28 protein-coding genes are annotated in these 19,514 nt (G+C 32.0%); all 28 read right to left on the reverse strand.

Annotated elements, in window-relative coordinates:
• Positions 1-99: 99 nt before the first annotated feature.
• On the reverse strand, positions 100-453 hold the full coding sequence (locus FAY47_RS00820; RefSeq protein WP_143314460.1) for a hypothetical protein: 354 nt from the start codon (positions 451-453) through the stop codon (positions 100-102).
• Positions 454-544: 91 nt separating this feature from the next.
• Positions 545-709, reverse strand: a complete 165-nt coding sequence (locus tag FAY47_RS00825; protein ID WP_143314462.1) for a PemI — start codon at positions 707-709, stop codon at positions 545-547.
• 68 nt (positions 710-777) lie between these two features.
• Positions 778-1,017 (reverse strand): hypothetical protein, encoded by a 240-nt coding sequence (locus FAY47_RS00830; protein ID WP_143314464.1) that lies wholly within the window; start codon positions 1,015-1,017, stop codon positions 778-780.
• Positions 1,018-1,150: 133 nt separating this feature from the next.
• Positions 1,151-1,330: a hypothetical protein gene (locus FAY47_RS00835; protein WP_143314466.1), complete on the reverse strand. Its 180-nt coding sequence runs from the start codon at positions 1,328-1,330 to the stop codon at positions 1,151-1,153.
• A gap of 160 nt (positions 1,331-1,490) precedes the next feature.
• Positions 1,491-2,243 (reverse strand): glycoside hydrolase family protein, encoded by a 753-nt coding sequence (locus FAY47_RS00840; protein WP_143314468.1) that lies wholly within the window; start codon positions 2,241-2,243, stop codon positions 1,491-1,493.
• Positions 2,244-2,299: 56 nt separating this feature from the next.
• A complete protein-coding gene (locus FAY47_RS00845) occupies positions 2,300-2,899 on the reverse strand; it encodes a hypothetical protein (protein ID WP_143314470.1) in 600 nt (199 codons plus the stop codon).
• Between the two features lie 13 nt (positions 2,900-2,912).
• Positions 2,913-3,212, reverse strand: a complete 300-nt coding sequence (locus tag FAY47_RS00850; protein ID WP_143314472.1) for a hypothetical protein — start codon at positions 3,210-3,212, stop codon at positions 2,913-2,915.
• A 77-nt stretch (positions 3,213-3,289) separates the two neighbouring features.
• The gene (locus FAY47_RS00855; protein ID WP_143314474.1) at positions 3,290-3,592 is read right to left on the reverse strand and encodes a hypothetical protein; all 303 of its coding nucleotides are present in this window, start codon (positions 3,590-3,592) and stop codon (positions 3,290-3,292) included.
• Positions 3,593-3,655: 63 nt separating this feature from the next.
• A complete protein-coding gene (locus FAY47_RS00860) occupies positions 3,656-3,874 on the reverse strand; it encodes a hypothetical protein (RefSeq protein WP_143314477.1) in 219 nt (72 codons plus the stop codon).
• 63 nt (positions 3,875-3,937) lie between these two features.
• Positions 3,938-6,325 carry an SGNH/GDSL hydrolase family protein gene (locus FAY47_RS00865; RefSeq protein ID WP_143314480.1) on the reverse strand — a complete coding sequence of 796 codons (2,388 nt, stop codon included), beginning with the start codon at positions 6,323-6,325 and terminating at the stop codon, positions 3,938-3,940.
• A 36-nt stretch (positions 6,326-6,361) separates the two neighbouring features.
• A complete protein-coding gene (locus FAY47_RS00870; protein ID WP_143314482.1) occupies positions 6,362-8,575 on the reverse strand; it encodes a phage tail spike protein in 2,214 nt (737 codons plus the stop codon).
• 10 nt (positions 8,576-8,585) lie between these two features.
• Positions 8,586-9,293, reverse strand: coding sequence for a distal tail protein Dit (locus tag FAY47_RS00875; protein ID WP_143314484.1), 708 nt, complete (start codon positions 9,291-9,293; stop codon positions 8,586-8,588).
• Between the two features lie 6 nt (positions 9,294-9,299).
• Positions 9,300-12,116, reverse strand: a complete 2,817-nt coding sequence (locus FAY47_RS00880) for a phage tail tape measure protein (protein ID WP_143314486.1) — start codon at positions 12,114-12,116, stop codon at positions 9,300-9,302.
• Positions 12,117-12,180: 64 nt separating this feature from the next.
• Positions 12,181-12,645 carry a hypothetical protein gene (locus FAY47_RS00885; RefSeq protein ID WP_143314488.1) on the reverse strand — a complete coding sequence of 155 codons (465 nt, stop codon included), beginning with the start codon at positions 12,643-12,645 and terminating at the stop codon, positions 12,181-12,183.
• A gap of 37 nt (positions 12,646-12,682) precedes the next feature.
• Positions 12,683-13,282, reverse strand: a complete 600-nt coding sequence (locus FAY47_RS00890) for a bacteriophage Gp15 family protein (RefSeq protein ID WP_143314490.1) — start codon at positions 13,280-13,282, stop codon at positions 12,683-12,685.
• Positions 13,282-13,626, reverse strand: a complete 345-nt coding sequence (locus FAY47_RS00895; RefSeq protein ID WP_143314492.1) for a DUF6673 family protein — start codon at positions 13,624-13,626, stop codon at positions 13,282-13,284. Before FAY47_RS00895 ends, FAY47_RS00890 begins: the two co-directional genes overlap by 1 nt.
• Before the next feature lie 11 nt (positions 13,627-13,637).
• Positions 13,638-14,399 carry a hypothetical protein gene (locus tag FAY47_RS21270; RefSeq protein WP_185966670.1) on the reverse strand — a complete coding sequence of 254 codons (762 nt, stop codon included), beginning with the start codon at positions 14,397-14,399 and terminating at the stop codon, positions 13,638-13,640.
• A 3-nt stretch (positions 14,400-14,402) separates the two neighbouring features.
• Positions 14,403-14,831: a chloramphenicol resistance protein gene (locus FAY47_RS00905; RefSeq protein WP_143314494.1), complete on the reverse strand. Its 429-nt coding sequence runs from the start codon at positions 14,829-14,831 to the stop codon at positions 14,403-14,405.
• Complete coding sequence (locus FAY47_RS00910) at positions 14,828-15,208, reverse strand: minor capsid protein (RefSeq protein WP_143314496.1); 381 nt, start codon at positions 15,206-15,208, stop codon at positions 14,828-14,830. The genes FAY47_RS00905 and FAY47_RS00910 overlap by 4 nt, the downstream gene beginning before the upstream one ends.
• Entirely contained in the window at positions 15,208-15,633 is a 426-nt protein-coding gene (locus FAY47_RS00915) for a DUF6751 family protein (protein ID WP_143314498.1), read from the reverse strand. The genes FAY47_RS00910 and FAY47_RS00915 overlap by 1 nt, the downstream gene beginning before the upstream one ends.
• Positions 15,633-15,986, reverse strand: coding sequence for a hypothetical protein (locus FAY47_RS00920; RefSeq protein WP_143314501.1), 354 nt, complete (start codon positions 15,984-15,986; stop codon positions 15,633-15,635). Before FAY47_RS00920 ends, FAY47_RS00915 begins: the two co-directional genes overlap by 1 nt.
• Before the next feature lie 12 nt (positions 15,987-15,998).
• The gene (locus tag FAY47_RS00925) at positions 15,999-17,198 is read right to left on the reverse strand and encodes a phage coat protein (RefSeq protein ID WP_143314503.1); all 1,200 of its coding nucleotides are present in this window, start codon (positions 17,196-17,198) and stop codon (positions 15,999-16,001) included.
• A gap of 16 nt (positions 17,199-17,214) precedes the next feature.
• Positions 17,215-17,796, reverse strand: coding sequence for a phage scaffolding protein (locus FAY47_RS00930; RefSeq protein WP_143314505.1), 582 nt, complete (start codon positions 17,794-17,796; stop codon positions 17,215-17,217).
• A gap of 113 nt (positions 17,797-17,909) precedes the next feature.
• Positions 17,910-18,176 (reverse strand): DUF6275 family protein, encoded by a 267-nt coding sequence (locus tag FAY47_RS00935; RefSeq protein WP_143314507.1) that lies wholly within the window; start codon positions 18,174-18,176, stop codon positions 17,910-17,912.
• A gap of 72 nt (positions 18,177-18,248) precedes the next feature.
• Positions 18,249-18,419, reverse strand: coding sequence for a hypothetical protein (locus FAY47_RS20080; RefSeq protein ID WP_185966671.1), 171 nt, complete (start codon positions 18,417-18,419; stop codon positions 18,249-18,251).
• A gap of 19 nt (positions 18,420-18,438) precedes the next feature.
• The gene (locus tag FAY47_RS00940; protein ID WP_207706205.1) at positions 18,439-18,795 is read right to left on the reverse strand and encodes an ABC transporter ATPase; all 357 of its coding nucleotides are present in this window, start codon (positions 18,793-18,795) and stop codon (positions 18,439-18,441) included.
• A gap of 30 nt (positions 18,796-18,825) precedes the next feature.
• Positions 18,826-19,236, reverse strand: a complete 411-nt coding sequence (locus FAY47_RS00945; RefSeq protein WP_143314512.1) for a hypothetical protein — start codon at positions 19,234-19,236, stop codon at positions 18,826-18,828.
• A gap of 126 nt (positions 19,237-19,362) precedes the next feature.
• Positions 19,363-19,503, reverse strand: a complete 141-nt coding sequence (locus FAY47_RS20085; RefSeq protein ID WP_185966672.1) for a hypothetical protein — start codon at positions 19,501-19,503, stop codon at positions 19,363-19,365.
• Between the last annotated feature and the right edge of the window lie 11 nt (positions 19,504-19,514).

Below are 19,514 nucleotides of genomic sequence, written 5' to 3' on the forward strand. Positions count from 1 at the left end.
GAGATTTTAAAATATATTTTTAGAGATTATTTTTTGACGATTTTTTGACGGATAAAAAAGAGAACCTTAAAATACACAGGTTCTCTTTCCGTTTTAATATTACTTTTTCTTTTTATAGTCTTCACTATTCATTCCAAGATGTGCTCCAAGTAAAACCGCAAAGGCTAAACTTAACCCCGACCATATAGTAAGATCTTTAAAGTGTCCTACATTGGCATAACCAACTATACCGCCTAAAGCAAAGAATATTATAGATGTTATTACTATTCCTTTACTATGTTTGGATGCTAAAGCAAGTATTCCTCCTATTAACATAAATACTCCTAAAATAAGTCCGGCACTTCCACTTACTTCTTTATTTTTAGTCATTGCATTTCCTAATCCTGCTGCACAAGATTGAAACTCTATTATTGCAAATAGAATTATACTTATTATTCCTACTACTTTTTTCATTTTATCCCCTCTTTCTATGGATAATTTTACACAATATCTTAATTTATTGCAAATAAAAAATGAAGGCTACATGGTAAAAATCATGCAACCTTTATTTTTTACTTTTTTCTATAATTAGTTTTCCATTTTCGTATGTTATATTTACTTCTCTTTCATCTTCTGTAACTTCCATAAGTTCAATATATGCTACTGGAATTATTAATCTTGCTGTTTTATTGCCACTTCCACTTTTGTTAAATGTTATTTTACCTTTCATATCGTCACCTCTTTAAAATATATCTAATGGAAAAGGGCTTTTAGGATAAACCCTTTAGAACCTTTTAATTATTCTTCATTTCTTGAATATTCGTTAAGTAATTCATTTTGTTCTTTGATAAGTTCAAAGTACTCATTAATATCTAAATAACTATCTTCTCCGTCTGTATCACCTTGTGCGCCTTCTTGATAACATTCCAAAGCTCTTGCTATACTTGGATATTCTTCTATGATATAATCATAGTTTTCTTGAGTTAACCCTTTCTCAAATTCACTAATTGATAAATTTTCAATGTCTGTTTTTTTCATTTTTAAAACCCTCTTTCATTAATATTGACCTTCCGGTCATTCCTCATAGTTAATATAAAATTGGAAAGTAGCTTTTCGTGAGATACTACTTAGAACTCAACACCACGTGTTAAAGGTTAATAAGTTAATTAAATTACTTTACATATACATCAAATTCATCATCTTTGGTTTTTACTGTATACCAATGCCAACCATAGTAATGACCACTCATGCCATTGTCTTCAACTTCCTCTACTTCTTCCATCAACTCAAGTTCTTCAAACTCCTCTAAAGTTAATTTTTCCTTTTCTACTAATTCATCAAATCTTTTCATTTCTCATTACCTCTTTTCATTTATTTGGTTATCTCTTAACCATGATTTAATTATAACGTACGTTTATACGTACGTTAATACTTTTTTAAAACTTTTTTAAAATATTTTTACAAATAAAAAAAGAGGTAGAGAAGGAACTTAATCCAACTCTACCTTAAAATTAATAGCAATTAGCATATCTCTTATCTTCGCCTATATTCTTAACTGCTACATATCTATATTCTCCACTAGATGCTCCTGTATACCTAACCCATGTATAACCCTCTGCTATAATAACATGGTTATAAGTAAACTCTTCTCCATAGCCATACGATGCTACTATCTCTCCTCCTAGGCTTGGAGCAGTTCTAACATTTAATTTATCTACACATACGCTTGCAGTTCCACTCTCGTCATATTCGTAAGGCTCTTGTGATACTGGTTGTGGATCAACTTGAGAAACATCTGCATCTGATAAAAACAATTCCCTTTCTGCTGTCCTTCTTCTTAGTAATCCCTGTTCCCATACGCTACCTTTATTCCTGTATTCTAGGATCATATTGGCAACTGTTTGCTTATCTCTTGTACCATTCGCCCCTAATGTCCTTAAACAACCTTGCCCTAAATTATATCCAAATGAAACTAGTGCATCATACATATTTTGATTAATTGAAAATCCAAAAGCACCTTCACTTACAACTTCGTCAAGCTGATTACAATATTGAGCCATATCGTTTTTAAGCATATTGTCAGCTTCTTCTTGTGATATTGTTTGTCCTGCATATACATTTTCTATATGTCCATAACCTATTGTCAGAGTTCCTCTGTAACTGTCTCCACTATTAACAATACTGTCATTATAATCGTCATACGATTGTAATATGCACCCCTCAAATTCTTTGATTAGATCTAATCCTTTTTGACTAATAAACATTCTAAAACCTCCTAAAATTAATTAAAATAAAAGAGCAGCCTTTCGGCTACTCTTGTTTATACATTTGTTGTTTGATTTGTGGGTATAGTTGCAATAATTGTAGATTGTATGCTTTCTAATTGTTCTTTAAGACTTGCATTATCTACTTGTAGTTTTATATTTTCATCTTTTAATTGATTTATATCTTCTTTTACTTCCGGAATAACAGTACGCCCAACTCCGCTATTTTCATCATTTTTTAAATCGTCTAGTATTTTCTCAATACGATTTTCTAAATAATTATTAAGATCACCTAAATTAGTATTTAGTGCTTTTGTAGTATCATCTCCAAGTTGTTTCAAAACATTATCTTTTACTATAACTGATAAAGTTTTTAACTCTTCTTTAGTCACTTTCCCATCTGCAATAGCCCCTAGAATTTGAGGTTTTAAAGTATTTTCAGCACTTACAATATTGGTGGTTATTAGATGGTCCAAAGAATCTAAAGCAGAATCAAAAATTTTTTTTAGTTTCTCATCTTTTATCATCGAATCTTTACTCTTTAAATAGCTAATCCCTTTCTTTGTATACTTAATTGCATATGCAAGTCCAACACTTATAATTGCTCCAATTATAATTTGTTCTAACATTGTTAATCCTGTTTGTAATTGTTCCATTTAAATCTCTCCTTTAATTTTTATAAGAATTTTTTAATAAAGTAACTATTAAAGTAACAGCTACGCTTGTACATATCGCTGTAATAACTGCTATTTTAACTTTTTCTAATATTTGTAATGGTTTATTTTTAATATCTTCTACAGCTTTTGCAAGCTTTTCTGTGCTAGTTGTATTTAGTTCTAAATTTGCTGTTAGTACAGCTAACTTATTAACTATTTCATTTATAGCACCATCATGTTTTTTTGAATCTTCTTTAATTTCCGATATATTTTCTTTTATGTTTTTAATTTCAACTTTTGTAACTTCATCCATGGCAGCCTCCTAATCTCTATCTTTTTTATCTTTTTTGTCCCTATTAAATAAATTTTTTAACCATTCAATAAAATCACTCATTTGCTTTCCTCCTTTCTAATAGAACTATTTTGACTATTTTCTATCTTGCTGCTATTATCTGTATAAACATTATGGTCTTGATAATCACTAAAGAAATATCCGCCTAATAGCCAACCAACATTCCATAGTATTATTGCTGTCATCGCTAAAATAAACCATTTTATTGCACTATTATGCAACTTTGTAGCCATTAGAGAGTTATCTGTTTGTTTTATTAGCAACTCTTTATATTCGTTATTTTGCGCTTTTAATAGTTCATTTTCCTTCTTTAGTATCTTTAGTTCTATTATTTCATTCATCTGTTCCCACCTTTTCTATGAAAAAAGAGACTAGATTTCTCTAATCTCTTTAAAATTAATTATTTAATTCAGCTTGTATTTGCTATATTTTTCTATTGTAATAATTTTATTATTTTCTAATTGTACCTTAATTTCTGTATCATACATGGGAGCTCCAAGCCAATCCTCGTCATATGTTTCCTCTATGCTCATTATCGTTCCTTGTACTCTATGCTTTTTAATGAAATTTCTATAAGTTACAGTTACACAACTACCAATTTCATAGTTTACCTCATCATTCAAAATATCATCCCCTACACTAATTATTACATAATTATAACATATTATAGTAATAATTAGTATACTTTATATATTTTTCATGTAACCCGCTACCCTCTGAGCCATTCTATTCATACCCTCTACAGTGTAAGGATGAATATTATCCGGATAAAATACTGCATCTTTTTGGGCTGTTACATTTGGATTTAATCCACTAATACAATACATATCGCATATTGGTATACCCCACTTTTCTCCGGCTTGTCTGATAGCATTTACATAATCTATTAGCTTACATCCCACACTATTAGATGCTGTATCCCCGCCCTTGTGGATTGGCGTAGCGAAGACTATTGTCTTTGTGGGGAATTTAGTCATTAAAGTTTCCATCATAGTATTTAATGCTCCCCAAAAAGATGCAGTATCTGTGCTACTTTCTGTCCCAAGCGGAGCACTATACATATAGTCGTTAATTCCTGCAGATATATAATAAAAGTCCCCATCTGTATCCAAGTTATTCATTTCGCTCACTAAATTTCTTCTACCACTTATTACAGATAAACTAGATCCGCTAACAGCTTTGTTACTAGCAGAATTTAATTGCATTAAATTTTTAACTAAATCCGGATAACTCGTAGGCACGCCATTAATAGTATTTCCTTGGGTAATACTGTCTCCATCAAAGACTCCTTTTTTATTAATCCACCTATTACCACCTATTAACCCAACAATATAATTTAAAACACTTTCGGGTATATTTTCATTAATTAGTTGCAAGTCGGCAATTTTTATACCACTATATGGGGTATATACTGCGGGTAGGGAATTTTCATATACCATATAATTATTTGTACCAACACGACTATATTTTAAGTTTATTCTTATATAGGCTGCTTTCGGCGTATTTATGGTAATTGTTCTAGGAGTTACAGCACTGCCGGGATCACTTACCCCAAGGGGTAAAATAGTAAGGAAGTTTTTATCATCATCGTAAATTGATCCGTAATTTTGTGGAAATGAATCAGAAAAAGCATAAGTACTACCATTTTTTATTGGAATATAGTCCGAACAGGCATAACCACTTAAAGCTTGGAATGTTCCACTATTTATAAATCCATCTAATGTAACTTTATTTGGATTAAATAAATTTCCTGTGATACTTGCAAAATCTGTTTTCTTTACTGCGATAGAACCATCTTTTAATGTATTCATACTTAAATTAGTTGTTTCGTCTAATGTTAAATTTTTTATTTTAACACTTTCTACCGTTGATGCAGATAATAATTCTGTGCCTTCAGAAATAATATAAGTTTGCACCTCCCCAACTAACATATTTACTCTCATATAAGCTGCATTTGCAATGTTAATTGTAATTGTTTTAGGGTTTCCAGTAGTCTCTCCAGTTGGTAATAATGCTAGAAAATTTTTATTTATATCGTAAATTGCCCCCAAATTTGACGGAGTATCTGACGAAATAGTATAAGTTCCTCCGTTTATTATAGATATATAGTCACTATATGCGTATCTACTATCTACAGTAGCAACCGAACCATTAATAAAACTACCTGTTACCGCAGCATCTTTATTAAATAAATTTGTTGTTCTAATTGCAAAAGTTGTCTTGCTTGGGGAAATAGTATTGTTAGCTATCCCTGTGCTTTGATATGTTCCTCCACTAACCCAAGTTGATCCATTCCAATAATTCCAGTTCCCATTGTCAGATGTTACGTAAATATTTGTATTCCCGGAAGGGATAGCAGATTGTAGAGCCGATAATGTTGCATATACTCCTTTTGGACTGCCATTGGCTAAACTTGCCGCCAAGGTATCTACATAGCTTTTATCTGCTTTATTTACTACTTTTGCAACTTCTGTTTTATCTGCAGTTGTGTAATCATTTGTGGACAATCCTTTCCCGGTTACTTTGTCTACCTTATTCCCTAAAGTTGTATCTATAGCAGCTTTATCTACATTATAATCTACAACCTTTACTGCCCCACCACTAGTTATAAGATTGTTTAAGTCTGTAATAGCTTGGTTAACTTGTGTTAATGTAGCTTGTCCGCTTGTAATGGCTGTATCAAGTTGTTCTAAGATAGTAACAACATTCTCACTTTCTACCGCTCCGTTTAATGTAGTTGGGAGTACTAATAAATCAAAAACAAAAGTTGTAATAGATAGATTATCTTTAGTAATTTTTAATTCAAATCTTGTTACTCCTGCCACTCTTACCATATCTATATTAATTGGATTTATTGTTACTATATTTGCACTTACTGTTATATTATTTGTTTGTATTACAAAAGTGCCATCATTTTTTAATGCTCTTAATTCTAAGGTTGTCTCAGTAAAATCATAAATTTGTCCACGATCATATATTGTAAGTACCATAGGTCTATTATCTAGTTGCTTACATTTTTTTATTCCATGCCATTCCTCACTTGTATCTAATGTATAAGATAATATATTTTCCATTTTTCACTCTCCTTATCGAGTATTATTTTTCTTGTGTTAATCTTCTATTTTCTTTAATCTAATTCCCTTACATCCTTTTTGTATTGCTATTAATCTGCAAGCAAATTCTAAATTTGGAGTTCCGCAAACTAAAAAAGAGTCCAAATTTCTTTCTTGGACCCAAATTTCACCTTTTCCATATTTAGTTGGGAATACATCGTAATCATCTGTTTCTATACATTCTTTAAAGTCTTCCTTTATTTTTATAACGCACTCTCCGCTTTCATCTAATCTGCCTCTGTATACATCCTCATTCATTACTTCCGGAGTTTCTAAAGAATTTATTCCAACCTTGCCTTGGCTTGTTTCTATAACTCTATGCTTGTCTACACTCATAACATCTAAAGCATTACACGTTATTTTTCCGCCGAAATTTGCGTTTCCATTAGAATCAACTCTAAACGGAGAACCTCCTCCGCCTTCCGGAGTAAACCATAAAGTATTCCCTTGTAGATTTACATTTCCATCTTTACCTCTGTATGAATCGGAGTAAGTATTATTAAATTCTACTTCTTCTTTAAATCTTACAGGCTTTCCTGTTCCGATAATATTATATTTATCAAATTCAGCATAAGTCCCAAGTGAATTAGTCCCGGCTACTGCATATGTTATTCCAATAGCACTATCTAAATCATTCCATAAACCTATAATTGGTTTATTAGGATCATCTCCTCTTATTAATGCACCTAAGCTTCCAATGTAATCTCCTTCTTTTGCCCAATTATATAATTTTAGAGCATTAGATGACATTTCCATAGCTTTCTTACCATTATTAAAAAAGCTTGCCCCACCAGTACCACTTAGGTCTATCTTAAAGCTACCATCTGCGTTTTGAATTAAAATAGTGCTTAAAATTCCAGTAGCGATAAGACTTGCATTTATTACTCCATCTAAAGTAAAACCATAAGTATATGTTCCATAGTATCCAGTAGAACTAAACCCAAGTCCTTCTTTATTAAACCTAGCTACTTTTGTAGCTGTATTTATATCTTTAGTATCCATAGCTAGTAATTCATTATCTCTAACGACTATATAGCTATCTTTCATGCCACTTTTTATTATTGCATCTATATAACTAGAAATATTGGGGTTTCCAGTTTGGTTATACTGTTTTTTCAAGTCTGCAATAATATTGCTTGCACTAATTGCTTGTACTTCTGCAACACTACTTAAAGTTATTTCTTCTACTTTTTGGGATAAGACATTGTATTTTCTAGATATAACTCTTACTTTTATATCTGTTTTTAGTTTTGGGACATATACTCTTACTGTATCTCCCAAGTATGTTCTTTCTGCTACAACATAGTTTTTGTACTCTTCTGTTTTTTCTAGCTGTACAAAATTTATAGTATAAGTTGCTTTTAACTTGTCTATACCATTATTACTAAATTCTAAAGCTACCCTTCTATCTAATTCAGTTTTTGCAAGTGCTTCGGTTTCAAATCCTTCTGTATCACTATCTGTTTTTACTTTAACATCTTGATACTCTATTGTTTGCGTATAAACTCTAGCGTAGTTGTTTTTAATGGGGCTATCTATCCAATTACCTTTTAACCCATTGTAGCCTTTCCCTCTTGCTCTAGTTACTAGATTGTCTATATTAGATTCTCCGCTAAAACCAGTTAAGTTTTTACGCTCTCTGATGGATACTCCCCTATCTATTCCGATGTGACTATTAATAGAGATAGTATAGCCACGCCTTAATATCTCCCCGCCCCATCTAGTTAAGAAACTGTTGTCTCCATCCTGTAAGGCTTTATACAAGCTTGTATCCTCGTAATAAGCTGTATTTATTGCAGTTATGTCTGATTGCAATGTTATTTCTTTGACTCCAGTTGCATTTGTAAGCAAATGGCTTAATGCTCCTTGCCCATTAGTATTAGTTGGCCTAACATCCTCTAAATACAAAGTCAATGTTTCCGGAATGGTTATTTGTCTTACTACAATATCTATATATTTAGTTCCTTTAGTTACCTTGGATATACGGAAAATCTCGTCTCCATAATCTAGCCTAACTTTCAAAATATCTTCTTCATTCAAATATTCTAAAGCATCTATTGTAAAAGCCATATCTCCTACATAATTACCAAGATCCTCTACAACATTAGACTTAGTGCAAAAGTTATCAAGTGCCTTGCCATTTTTGCTTAAAACTGTGTCCTTTGGAGTATCGGAAGGAAACCAAGCTACTTTTATTGTTTTTTTAGCCATGTTTACCTCCTTATCTGTATTTAGTGGTATATTCCACGATTATTTTTGTAATAGATCCAGTATAATTTATTATGTTTTCACCCTTGCTGAACAAAGGAAAATCCCCCAAAGCATCATTATCCTTGGAGGTTAAATCTTGGTTTCTAAATTGCATTAACTTACTGTCTATTTCTACATAGTTAGTTACGTTATCTATTTGTATTGTTTCACCATTTATGGTTAGCTGAATATTCCCACTTCCATAAACTTTTATAAGCGGTTCTGCTGGTATATTCCCGGAATAGTTAAATTTAAATCCACTAGCTGTAATTGTATAAATAATAGAATCCGGATCACTTCTAAATGGTTCGCATAAAAAGTTTATAGTTGACTTTCCGAATGTAGTAAATTCTTGCTGAAAGTCTCCTATATTAACTTTTTTGACTATAAAACATTTATCACTATTTCCCCAAAACAATCTTTTATCTTTAATTTCAGTTAGCCATTCCTCAACTCTGTCAAAATCAACCTCGATATCATTAGATACTATAGTAAAAGTGAAAGGAATTGTCCGGTCCGGATAAGTACCTTTGTTAATTATTAAGTCTCCACTTCTACCATCAACCGGAACTTTTTCGTATTCTTCGTTTGCTCTTGGTACAACCGGATATTCTTCCAAATAAAGATTTAAATTTAAACTGGTATCATTATTAAAGTAAAGTTCTCCTTCTTTTAACACTTCCTATCACCTTCCTTCATAGTATTTATCAAGAATATCTTGGTATGGCGCTACAGCATAAGCAATTTCTTTGCCTTCAACATCAACATGAGTATGGATTTCAATTAATTGCTTTCCATTGGAACTGTTTGTCCCCATATTAGGGTTAGCTTGCTGAATAGTATAATTATTTTGTGCTACCACTCCTGCTGTTGTCCTAGCTGTTTCGTAGTCTACTGTAGATTTCATTTTACTTGTTAAGTCTGACACATTTCCTTGTACTGATTTTTGAAGATTGGGAAATTCATAATCTACACCAACTTGTATTCCAGCAACTAAGTTTTTACCTATAAAGTCTCTAAATACCCTAGAAGGTGAATGTATGTCCCATCCTTTAGCAAAACCTCCGGTAAGATTATCACATAAATCTCCTATCCAACCGGTTAACCCGTCCCAAGCATCCGCTATTCCTTGTTTTAATCCAGCTACTATATTTCCGCCTATATCTAACATCTTGCTTGGTAATTCATTAAACCATTCTACTATGCCATTAACTACATTACTAATAGAATTAGATGCAGTATTATACATATCATTTCCCCATTGTCCTACACTTGTTACCGAATTAACTAACCACTCCCATATTCTGCTTGGTAGTTCTGCAAACCATTGAATAATTGAGCCGATGGTATTGCTAATCCATGTAATAGCGGTATTGTAAACATTGCCTCCCCATGTTGCTATATTAGTTACTACATTTACTAGCCAGTTCCATATGTTTCCCGGCAATTCTGCAAACCAATTAATAATACTATTTATCCATATAGGCACATTGGTACTTAAATAAGTCCATGTATTAACACCCCATGATATTATCGAAGCTAGTATATAACCCATTTGATAAGCTATATTTGCTGGTAATTGTTCAAACCATTGTATTACTGAATTAATCCATGTTGGTATGCTTACAGTAAAAAAATTAACAATAGCATTCCACCCATTAACAAAAAATTGTTTTACACTTTGTATAAAATTATTTACAAATGTTCTAAACCCATTGCAATTATCATATAACAGTTTGAATCCACCAGCAAAAGGGTTTACCAATAATAAAGCTAATCCTTGCCAATTTCCTTTAACCCAATTAACTACATTATTAAAAATTTCTACAACTCCATTCCATACGTTACTTGCAACTTCTTTTATCTTATCCCATGCTCCAATAACTGCATTTCTAAAATCTTCGTTAGTGGTCCATAATGCAACTAATGCTCCTACAACTAACCCTATTGCTGTTACGAACAATCCTAATGGGGTAGCATTAAAAGCTAAGGCCAATCCTTTTATTACTGTTGTTGTTCCAGCTACTGCCGCTTTAAGACTTATAAAACTATTTATAATAGTGGATATTATCGTATACGCTTTAAATGCTGCAAAAGCACCAGCAATGCTACCTATTATTACCGCTATTGACTGCCCGTTTTTTAAGATCCAACCTAATCCATTTAATAATCCTGGTAAAAAGTTTGCAATTAGTGTTGCTATACCTTTTATTAAATTTCCTATCCCGTTACTTAGATTTTCTATGCTAGCTTTTGTTTCTTCACTAGAAAACGCTTCTTTAAGTTTATTTGCCATCTCATTTAGAAATGGTAAAACGTCTTGCCCTATTGGTAATATTACATTAGTTTGTATCTGTCTTCCTATCCCTGTTAATGCTTCGCCAAAAGAATTATATTTTATTTGGTTTATTTCTTTCATAGTGTCTATAGTTTTATTAAAGTTATCTCCTATTATGCCTAACTGACTAGTAACTTTTGGGCCCAAATCTTCCCACATTGTACCAAATAAATCTACACCTATTGTACTTTGTTTAAGTGGATCATTTACATTTGCAATAGCTTGAGTAACTTGTACAAAAGCTTGTTTTGCTGTGTCTCCTCCGGCAGCGAATTTACTTGCCATTTCATCAGCATTAAGACCTAACTGTGTAAATCCATCTACAGTTGTTTTTGAACCGTCTATCGCTCTAATGCTAAATTCTTTTACTGCATCACCAATCTTATCTAGATTAAAAGCACCGTCTGCAGCTCCGTCGCTGAAAATATTAAACATATCTTCTGCATCTAACCCAAGTTTTTTAAATTGTACACTATACTCATTTACCGAATCATAAAGTTCATCACTAAAATTCAATCCTTGTTGCTGACCTTGTGCTAATAAATTAAAAGCTTCTCCACTACTTATACCAAATTGTTTCATTAAAGTATTTACACTTCTCATACTTTCAGTTATATCTACACCAAAAGTGTCTCTGAAAGCAATTGCATTTTCGGTAGCACTTTGTATATCTTCATTAGTTCCATTTAAATAAATCCTAACTTGTGCCATACTTTCAGCTACATCTTGCATATTCTCTCCGAAGTTATTTCCATATACATTTTTCATAGCTTCACTAAGAGTTTTCATTTCTTCTGCTGTTGCTCCAGTTTGAGTTTGCAAAGTATTACTAGCTTTTTGGTAATCATCACCAAGTTTTATTGCTGCTGCTCCTACCCCTAGTATGGTTGCTCCTATAGATGCAAAACCAGCAGCTATTGCAACCTTTGCATTACTTGCCATACTATTGAGTTTGCTTTTTATATCATTTGTCATTTCCTCGGTGCTTTTTTTTGCTTTTTCCGAACCATCTTTAAAGGATTGCGTTAAACTTTCATTAGCAGTTTTAAAAGTTCCGTCTAACTCTGTTGCGTTTCTTTTTGCATTAGAATTTACTTCTTTTAACCCTTTATCTACTCCGCTACTATCGAGTTTAGTATCTATAATTATAGTTCCGTCCGACATCTCTTCACCGCCCTTCCTTGGACATAATAAAAGCACCTACATTTAAGTAAGTGCTTTTTATATTCTATAAATAACCTCTTGTGGTTTCTAGTTTTTCTTTTCCTTTTATTCTATGTCTTACGCTCCAAATAAAGTCAGCCCATGGGCCACCTTTTAACGCAAACTTTAGCTGGCTTATTTCTGCATTTTTAGATTTATAATTTATAACCATATAACAACTAGTTTTAGTGCTTTTTTTACTTCCTATCCCTGACATTCCTCCAACAGCAGCACCTATCGGGCCTAATACAACTCCTCCTACAAGTGCTCTGCCAACAACGCTTTTATCTTTTTCGGTTGTCTTTTCTTCATCAATAGTATTAATGTCTATTATTTGATCGTATTTTAAGTATACATTTTCTTTATTAGATTTTATAGTCATATATTTATTTTCATCATCTAAACATAAATTCAAAGTTGCCCATCCAAACCCGGTTAAGCCACTTCTATGAGATACTTTAATCTCTTTAACTTCTTTTTTCTTCCACATAACAATGACCTCCAACATATAATTACCATAAATTATACTACAATATGTTTTTCAAGTCACCATTTCCCATTAAAGCTTTTTCTATATCATTTATCTTTTGTTCTTCTGCTTTACTTTTAATAACAGGAAGTTTATATAATTCTTGCATATTTGTATAATAAGCTTTTTGTTCTTTATCTTTTATTTTCTTCAAATCCATAGAACGATATCCCATTATCTTTACTATCTCGTTATCTTCTTTTAAAGACTTAAACATAGCTTTGAATTTCCACCAATGTAGATACTCAATGTCTTGTAAATCAACATTATATTGGTCTAAAAATGCGCTATAGATATATTCATCATCAAAGTTATAATCGTATATTTGCACGCTCTTGCCTTTTCCTACTTCTTTTGATTCTTTTATATCTTTACCGCATCTATAAAACCATAATATTTTTTCTACAGCAATATCAAGATTATTTGGCATGATAGGATAATATAGTTTTAAAGCATTAATTATTTTTTCTTCTTCTGTTAGTTCAATATCTTGCATTAACATTTCAAAAAGCATAGATGTACGAAAATCTGAATTGATTTCATACTCTATGCTTTTTATTTCAACTTTTTTAGGTAATAAGTCTATTAAAATATTCATTATTTTTTACTTCTGCGTTTAGCTCTATTAGGTGAATACTTTGAAGTTAACCTTTTTAATTCATCTTGTTTAGAATTAATTTGTTCAACCAATTCTTCAAATGATTTAAGACAAATTAAGATGTTCATTTTATCTCCAAATATCTTTTTGTCTGTACCTTCTCCAAATAATTCATTAAAACACTTGAAAATAACCTCACATTCTTTTCTAACCATTTCAGATCCATTTAAATCCTTATATTCTTGTGTACTTTTAACCACATTATCTATAGCTTTCTCATATCTTTCTATTATGTCTATATCAAATATATCTAGTTCCTCAAGTTCTACTCCATTAATAACCATTTAAATACCTCCTATGCTTTTGCTGTTACTGTAGCAATTCCGGCTTTCTTAGCCTTGCTTGAACTATCTACTTCAACTATAAGAATTTGATTTCCTGTTGCAGCTGTAATATCTGCTGTTCCATTCCATGCATTATATCCAGTTGTTAATATCTCGTTATAACTTGGTAATGTTACAGTTGTTCCAGTTTTATATACATAACTATTCCCACTAGTTAATGTTGGAGTAACTGTAATTTTTGTATCTCCAGTTAATGTACCAGCTATAGATGCAACTGTTAATGTTCCTAGTGCTGGTTCTGTCCATCCTTCTTCAAATTCCTTAGTAGTTGTATTAAATGTTCCAAGAATTAGATCACCTTTCCCCAAGAAACTTCCACTACCTTGCATTTCTCCATCTTTAGACTTAAAGTCCTTGACTTCTATTGCTACTTTAATTTTTCTCGCTCTAAATGTATTGTCTGCACTTCCCGGTCTATCCAAATCAACTATTACATAATCTGTTTCGCAATTTGATCCAGTCAATAAAAGTTCACCTATATTGCATATAAACTCAATAGCTTTCTCACTTCTGATTTGATCTAAAGAATAATCACTTGACCAGTCATATCCAGTTATAGTCTTTGTTTCAGATTTGTCATTTATATATCTCTTAGAAACACTTTTTGCTCCTGGAGATTCATTTAGCTCTTCAAACCCTGCTCCTAAAAGTTCAAATACACCGTCGATTTTTAAATAATTAGCTTGTTTAACTCTTTCTCTTCCATTTCCCATGTCTTAAATCCTCCTCTGAAAATAAGTTAGTCTACATTGTATTTGGTATTGTGCTGTAGTCGCGTCTTCTCCCATCACATACCCACTAGTTATTGCTTCAATTTTTCTACTTTCTTTATTAGCTGCTAAAATTGGTAAATTACCTTTTACGCTTTCTTCTTCTAGCCAGTTAGCAAAGTCTTCATAAAATCCCGAATTACTTAATTGGGTTCTTACATTCATGTCAAGCAATTCTCTACTACAAAATATAAATGTGCATTGTCTTACGCTAGATCCGTCCACATATCTTTTTATAATAGGTTCAACTGGTACTTCTTCAATAGAATAAGATGTTGCATTTTTGCCAAGAAAGTCAACATTTAAAGCACCTTCATATTCCCTTAGATAAGGGCAACTCTTTATATAAGTTCTAATAGATTCTATTATTTTCATTTAACTCTACCTCCCGCAAAACTTGCTACACTTCTAACTATTTCTTTTCCTCTGTCTGCCCACATTCTTTTATCCCACATTTTGCCCCTTTTTGGTGCTCCATGGTAAGATAAATCCTTGTCAGTAACTTTTTTAGGTGCATTACCTACCATAACTTTTCCATAATACTGATAACGAGCATATGGGGCATTGTATTTAATTTTATCCGGTAGTATTTGTACTTGCTTATCCTTTAACCCTCCATTGTCAAATGGTATATATGGATTAGACTGCCTAGCCACTTCATTAGTAAAAAATTGCTGTACTTTGCCACCTTTTTGGAGATTTCTTTTTAATAATATTTTTTCTGTTGAATTAAAGCTTATAGTTACTTTCATTACTTACACCCCAATTCCCAATGGGCCATGCTAGAACTTGCGAAAGTATTATCAATAACACTTATTATTTCAACTACATCATCAAAAGTATTTTTTAGATCTTGTACCGTATGCTTTAATTCTCCAGTTATATCAAAATCAATTATCCCCTTAACAACTATGTCTTTATCACCAAAAGTAAAATAATTATCCTTGTTTGTAAGATTCTTAAACCCTATAGGCTTAATAAATGTTTTGTCTATAGTTACTAGAAAAGGAACAAATATTACGGTTTCATCAGCTGAATGCAATCCTTTATCTGATACAGTAACCTTTTGTTCTGTTTGCCAGTTAACTCCATATAAATATGTCCTTTTATACTCTGTACCTTCTGTTTCTTTATTGTAGTAAGCATTAAATAATGTTATATCTGCATTTTTAATCATTATTTCACCCCACGATACAATAATCCAGTATGTGCAAGATACACTCTAGCAGCATTATACTTTTTGTTATCTTCTGTGACATTGGCGTTCGCACTAGCATAAGTTACTGAATGTCTTCCGATAGATTCAGATACTTTTACTCCGCCATCATTATCTAGCTTATATTGTGTATCTATTACTGAACATACCGCCATTTTTACTTCATTCGGTACAGTTTCTAAGTTTTTAATTCTATTAAATGTTATATAGTCTATAAAATAGCTTGCTTGTATTGCTAAATTGTCAAAGATGGTTGAGGGTACGCTTGTACCCTTGTAAGTTCCTGTATAGTAACTATAGTCTACATAAGCCATACCCTATACCTCCTATCCTCTTGAAATAACTCTAGCTATACCTATAGCTTTATGTGGGTAATAGTCCTTGACTGATTCGTTAGAATTTGCTAAAGACCAGTTAGATCCAGTTTCTAATTGTGCATCTGTTGGGGATATAATTGCTGTATTTGTGAATGAAATTCCCACAGGTGAGAATATCTTTCTTTGTCTACCATATAAAGTATCTTGTCCGCCATTTGACTTAGGATCTCTGTGAGTTTCATATGGCACTTTTGCTCCACAATTTGTATACTCGATTGAACCGTCAGCTAGAACATATGAAGTAAAAGCTGTGTAAGCATCTTCTAATATTACATAGTCTCCAACTACTGGTGTATATCCACTTACTACTGGTGTAACATTACCTAATTTAATTTGGCTTGCTGTTGGAGTAGCTGTATCCAATACAACTTCTAATGCTCCAGTAACACCGCTAGAAGATTTAGCATATGATGCTGGCACTTCAACTGTTGGCATACCATCATCTATTAAAACAACTCTTCCATTCAATGTAGCTAATGCAAGTTGCCTTTCTATTCCGTTAGCATCTGTGTATTTCATGTATTCAAGTAATTTTAGGTTTTCTAGATTTGTAGCGACTGCACTGTGCATAATTGCAAGGGAGAACTTAGCTTTATTATCTCCTAATGCTTTTTGCATAGCATTGTTTAAAGTAGTTGCGCCGAACTTTTGATCTAATTCAGCAGCTTTGCTAGTAACATCATAGGTATGACCATTAACAAATTCTAGGTTCTTTGCCCCTGTCATTGCAAATATACCTTTTAGTGTAGCTAATAAAGTAGCTTGGTCTATATCGTCCCAATATTCTCCGACTTGGTTTCCTACTTGGGCCATAAAATCTACTCCTCCAGTCATATCATAACTAAAGTCCTTTTCTACCCAAGCATTTGCTCTACCTACTACAATTCTACCTTGAGTATAAGTTTTCATAGATGTAGCTGTAATGTCTGTTGATCCATCATAGTTTTGTACCGCTCCGCCTATTCTTCCGTAGATAGGAATAACAGCATAGTTTCCTCCGACTTGATCTTGGAAAGCTGTAACTATATCTTGTCTTTCTTTTATTGCTCCACTCTTAAGTAATTCATTTCTGTTTAGATTTGGTGTTGTGTCTACATAAGACCCAAAAACCTCCGAGTTAAAATTTTTACTATCAAATAATCCTGGCATTTATAACGCCCTCCTTTTAAATTAATGTTCTTATGTCTACTTCCGGATGTTCATTTTTATATTTCATAGCATCAGTAAGAGACATTTTCTTAGTTGGTTTTGCTCCACCTGTTGGTTTAACAATCTCCGGTGGCTTTTCATCACTCAAAAATGAATCCGGTTCACTTTCCTTAAGGCTGTTCATGTAATCTTCTGCCCCTAAGAACTTTCCATCTTCATATTTAAATTCTTTAGCCATAAAATCGTTCATGATTGACTTGGCTACTCTTTCATTTGCAAATTTAAACTTGCTTAGATATTCTTTGGTGTTAATTTCTAAGTCTCTCTTAGCCATTTGATCTTTTAAAGATTTAGTATCATCTTCATATTTCTTTTTCCAATCTTCCGCGCTTTGCTTAATACTTTCTATATCCATATCTTTATAAGATTGAATAGTGGTATTAGCTGTTGCAAGCTGCTCTTTTACTCCATCAAGTTCCTCTTTGTAGTTCTCTGCCTTTGTTTTTTCCTTGGTCACATCCTTTCCGTTTTCGTCCATGATAGAATTGATAATACTTTCGTCCTCAATTCCTAGACCTTTTAAAAACTCTCTTTTCATGTTGTTTCCTCCTTCAATTACGCCTTTTACGTGAGTTGCTCCACATATTGACTACTTCTTTTACGTCTAGTAGCAAAAGACCCAATAAAAAAAGTCTTAGAGAAATCTAAGACTTAAGTATTTTTAACTGTATAATTTTCCACCTGTTTAAAAACATCTACATACATTTTTCCCCATTCACCATCGTAAGTACATGCATAATACATTCCATCGAACAATGTGGTATATAGTACCGCTTTATTATGTTGCAAAGTTTTACAACTCCATACTATAAATACATCATCCGCTGAAATTTCCTTTTTCCCGGTTTTGTCTAAATGTTTATTGGTGTAATCACGCACTTCTTTTTTGCACCAATCTGAAAATTCTTTTTCATCCATTTTTCAATACCTCCTAAAATAAAAAAAGCCTTAGGTTTCTCTAAGACTTGATAACTTACTTATTAAATTAATTTATAGCTTTACTTCTTTTAATACTTCATACTTTCTGTGGTTATAACAATATCCAAACCACATTTTCCACCTTGATATATATTTTTTGCCATCTTCCCCATAGTAACTCGAATATTCCATAGGAATTATTTGTTTTAGATGCCATTTAACCGAACTTATAACTTTATTCATAGCTTAAATTCCTCCTAAATTAAACCTCATGTGTTCCTTCTATTCCTTTTATTTCTCTATCTATAGTTCTTTTTCTAAGCCACATTAAAGATTCTTCTAATTTTGTAATTGCACAAGCATTTTCTCTGCATTTAAATTCACTTGCTTGAAATGATTGCAACCTAGTTATTACCATAAGTATTAAGTCCTCATTGCAAACACCATTTACTCCACTTTCTTTTATAGGTCCTTCTTGAAAATTTACTCTACTAATAACTTCTAAAGTTTTAGCATTTGCAACCTCAAAATGATGTGGTGCATTAAACTTTTGTTCTTCCTTTTCTTCGCAACCTACGATTGTATATTTTTGTGTACATAACCCATTTTTAACTATCACAATTAATTCCTCCTAAAATAAAAATAAGCCTTAAATTAGGCCTTTATATTTTTCGTTATTGTTTATTGTTTGAATAACTTTTGTTTTTAAGTTTTCGGATAAAGTATTCATCATCTCTTTGTCATCAATTGATACCGTTATTTCATCTATGGTATTAAAAATATAAGGGTTATCTTTTATCACTTGATATAATCCCTTCCCTATCTTTCTGATAAGTTCTTCGTCTTGTTCTATAGCCATATGGTCAAATATCCCATGCAAAATTTCATGTAAGAATACCATATTTATATAATCAGTACATTCTAATCCTTCTTTTATCTTGATAGTTCCTAAATCATATATAATTTGACCATCAACATTTGTATCATCATCACATGGTCTTGATGTTCTTGTCACTTGATAATCTCTTCCACCTATTTTTACACTGTTTGGTATTTTCATATTATCCCTCCAATTTCGCTAAATCTTGTTTTAACGAAGTTTATTAAATTAACCTATTTAAGCCATTCCTAAAAGTTGAATTTTAAAAATTTAGTTTAATATTTATAAACTTTTACTGATAAAATGCTAATTTCGTGTTGTTATACGCGAAGTATTACTTTCTTTTAGTTCCAGTTTGATTGACTTATAGTAAGCATAAGATGCTATCGACACATATATTATCAATGTTATACAAAACATACCTGCCACTAATACTAAATCACTCATATTCTTTCCCC

Source organism: Clostridium sp. HBUAS56017, from assembly GCF_007115085.1.
GTDB classification, from domain to species: Bacteria; Bacillota; Clostridia; order Clostridiales; family Clostridiaceae; genus Clostridium; species Clostridium cibarium.

What these genes read in the sequence shown, in the direction of transcription:
- FAY47_RS00845 (WP_143314470.1), bottom strand. Translation starts at nt 2,899, where the DNA reads ATGGAACAATTACAAACAGGATTAACAATGTTAGAACAAATTATAATT.
- FAY47_RS00855 (WP_143314474.1), bottom strand. Translation starts at nt 3,592, where the DNA reads ATGAATGAAATAATAGAACTAAAGATACTAAAGAAGGAAAATGAACTA.
- FAY47_RS00920 (WP_143314501.1), bottom strand. Translation starts at nt 15,986, where the DNA reads ATGGCTTATGTAGACTATAGTTACTATACAGGAACTTACAAGGGTACA.
- FAY47_RS00885 (WP_143314488.1), bottom strand. Translation starts at nt 12,645, where the DNA reads ATGTGGAAGAAAAAAGAAGTTAAAGAGATTAAAGTATCTCATAGAAGT.
- FAY47_RS00915 (WP_143314498.1), bottom strand. Translation starts at nt 15,633, where the DNA reads ATGATTAAAAATGCAGATATAACATTATTTAATGCTTACTACAATAAA.
- FAY47_RS21270 (WP_185966670.1), bottom strand. Translation starts at nt 14,399, where the DNA reads ATGGGAAATGGAAGAGAAAGAGTTAAACAAGCTAATTATTTAAAAATC.
- FAY47_RS00850 (WP_143314472.1), bottom strand. Translation starts at nt 3,212, where the DNA reads ATGGATGAAGTTACAAAAGTTGAAATTAAAAACATAAAAGAAAATATA.
- FAY47_RS00945 (WP_143314512.1), bottom strand. Translation starts at nt 19,236, where the DNA reads ATGAAAATACCAAACAGTGTAAAAATAGGTGGAAGAGATTATCAAGTG.
- FAY47_RS00930 (WP_143314505.1), bottom strand. Translation starts at nt 17,796, where the DNA reads ATGAAAAGAGAGTTTTTAAAAGGTCTAGGAATTGAGGACGAAAGTATT.
- FAY47_RS00825 (WP_143314462.1), bottom strand. Translation starts at nt 709, where the DNA reads ATGAAAGGTAAAATAACATTTAACAAAAGTGGAAGTGGCAATAAAACA.
- FAY47_RS00925 (WP_143314503.1), bottom strand. Translation starts at nt 17,198, where the DNA reads ATGCCAGGATTATTTGATAGTAAAAATTTTAACTCGGAGGTTTTTGGG.
- FAY47_RS00865 (WP_143314480.1), bottom strand. Translation starts at nt 6,325, where the DNA reads ATGGAAAATATATTATCTTATACATTAGATACAAGTGAGGAATGGCAT.
- FAY47_RS00870 (WP_143314482.1), bottom strand. Translation starts at nt 8,575, where the DNA reads ATGGCTAAAAAAACAATAAAAGTAGCTTGGTTTCCTTCCGATACTCCA.
- FAY47_RS00895 (WP_143314492.1), bottom strand. Translation starts at nt 13,626, where the DNA reads ATGGTTATTAATGGAGTAGAACTTGAGGAACTAGATATATTTGATATA.
- FAY47_RS00905 (WP_143314494.1), bottom strand. Translation starts at nt 14,831, where the DNA reads ATGAAAATAATAGAATCTATTAGAACTTATATAAAGAGTTGCCCTTAT.
- FAY47_RS00935 (WP_143314507.1), bottom strand. Translation starts at nt 18,176, where the DNA reads ATGGATGAAAAAGAATTTTCAGATTGGTGCAAAAAAGAAGTGCGTGAT.
- FAY47_RS00830 (WP_143314464.1), bottom strand. Translation starts at nt 1,017, where the DNA reads ATGAAAAAAACAGACATTGAAAATTTATCAATTAGTGAATTTGAGAAA.
- FAY47_RS00820 (WP_143314460.1), bottom strand. Translation starts at nt 453, where the DNA reads ATGAAAAAAGTAGTAGGAATAATAAGTATAATTCTATTTGCAATAATA.
- FAY47_RS00910 (WP_143314496.1), bottom strand. Translation starts at nt 15,208, where the DNA reads ATGAAAGTAACTATAAGCTTTAATTCAACAGAAAAAATATTATTAAAA.
- FAY47_RS00835 (WP_143314466.1), bottom strand. Translation starts at nt 1,330, where the DNA reads ATGAAAAGATTTGATGAATTAGTAGAAAAGGAAAAATTAACTTTAGAG.
- FAY47_RS00880 (WP_143314486.1), bottom strand. Translation starts at nt 12,116, where the DNA reads ATGTCGGACGGAACTATAATTATAGATACTAAACTCGATAGTAGCGGA.
- FAY47_RS00840 (WP_143314468.1), bottom strand. Translation starts at nt 2,243, where the DNA reads ATGTTTATTAGTCAAAAAGGATTAGATCTAATCAAAGAATTTGAGGGG.
- FAY47_RS00890 (WP_143314490.1), bottom strand. Translation starts at nt 13,282, where the DNA reads ATGAATATTTTAATAGACTTATTACCTAAAAAAGTTGAAATAAAAAGC.
- FAY47_RS20085 (WP_185966672.1), bottom strand. Translation starts at nt 19,503, where the DNA reads ATGAGTGATTTAGTATTAGTGGCAGGTATGTTTTGTATAACATTGATA.
- FAY47_RS20080 (WP_185966671.1), bottom strand. Translation starts at nt 18,419, where the DNA reads ATGAATAAAGTTATAAGTTCGGTTAAATGGCATCTAAAACAAATAATT.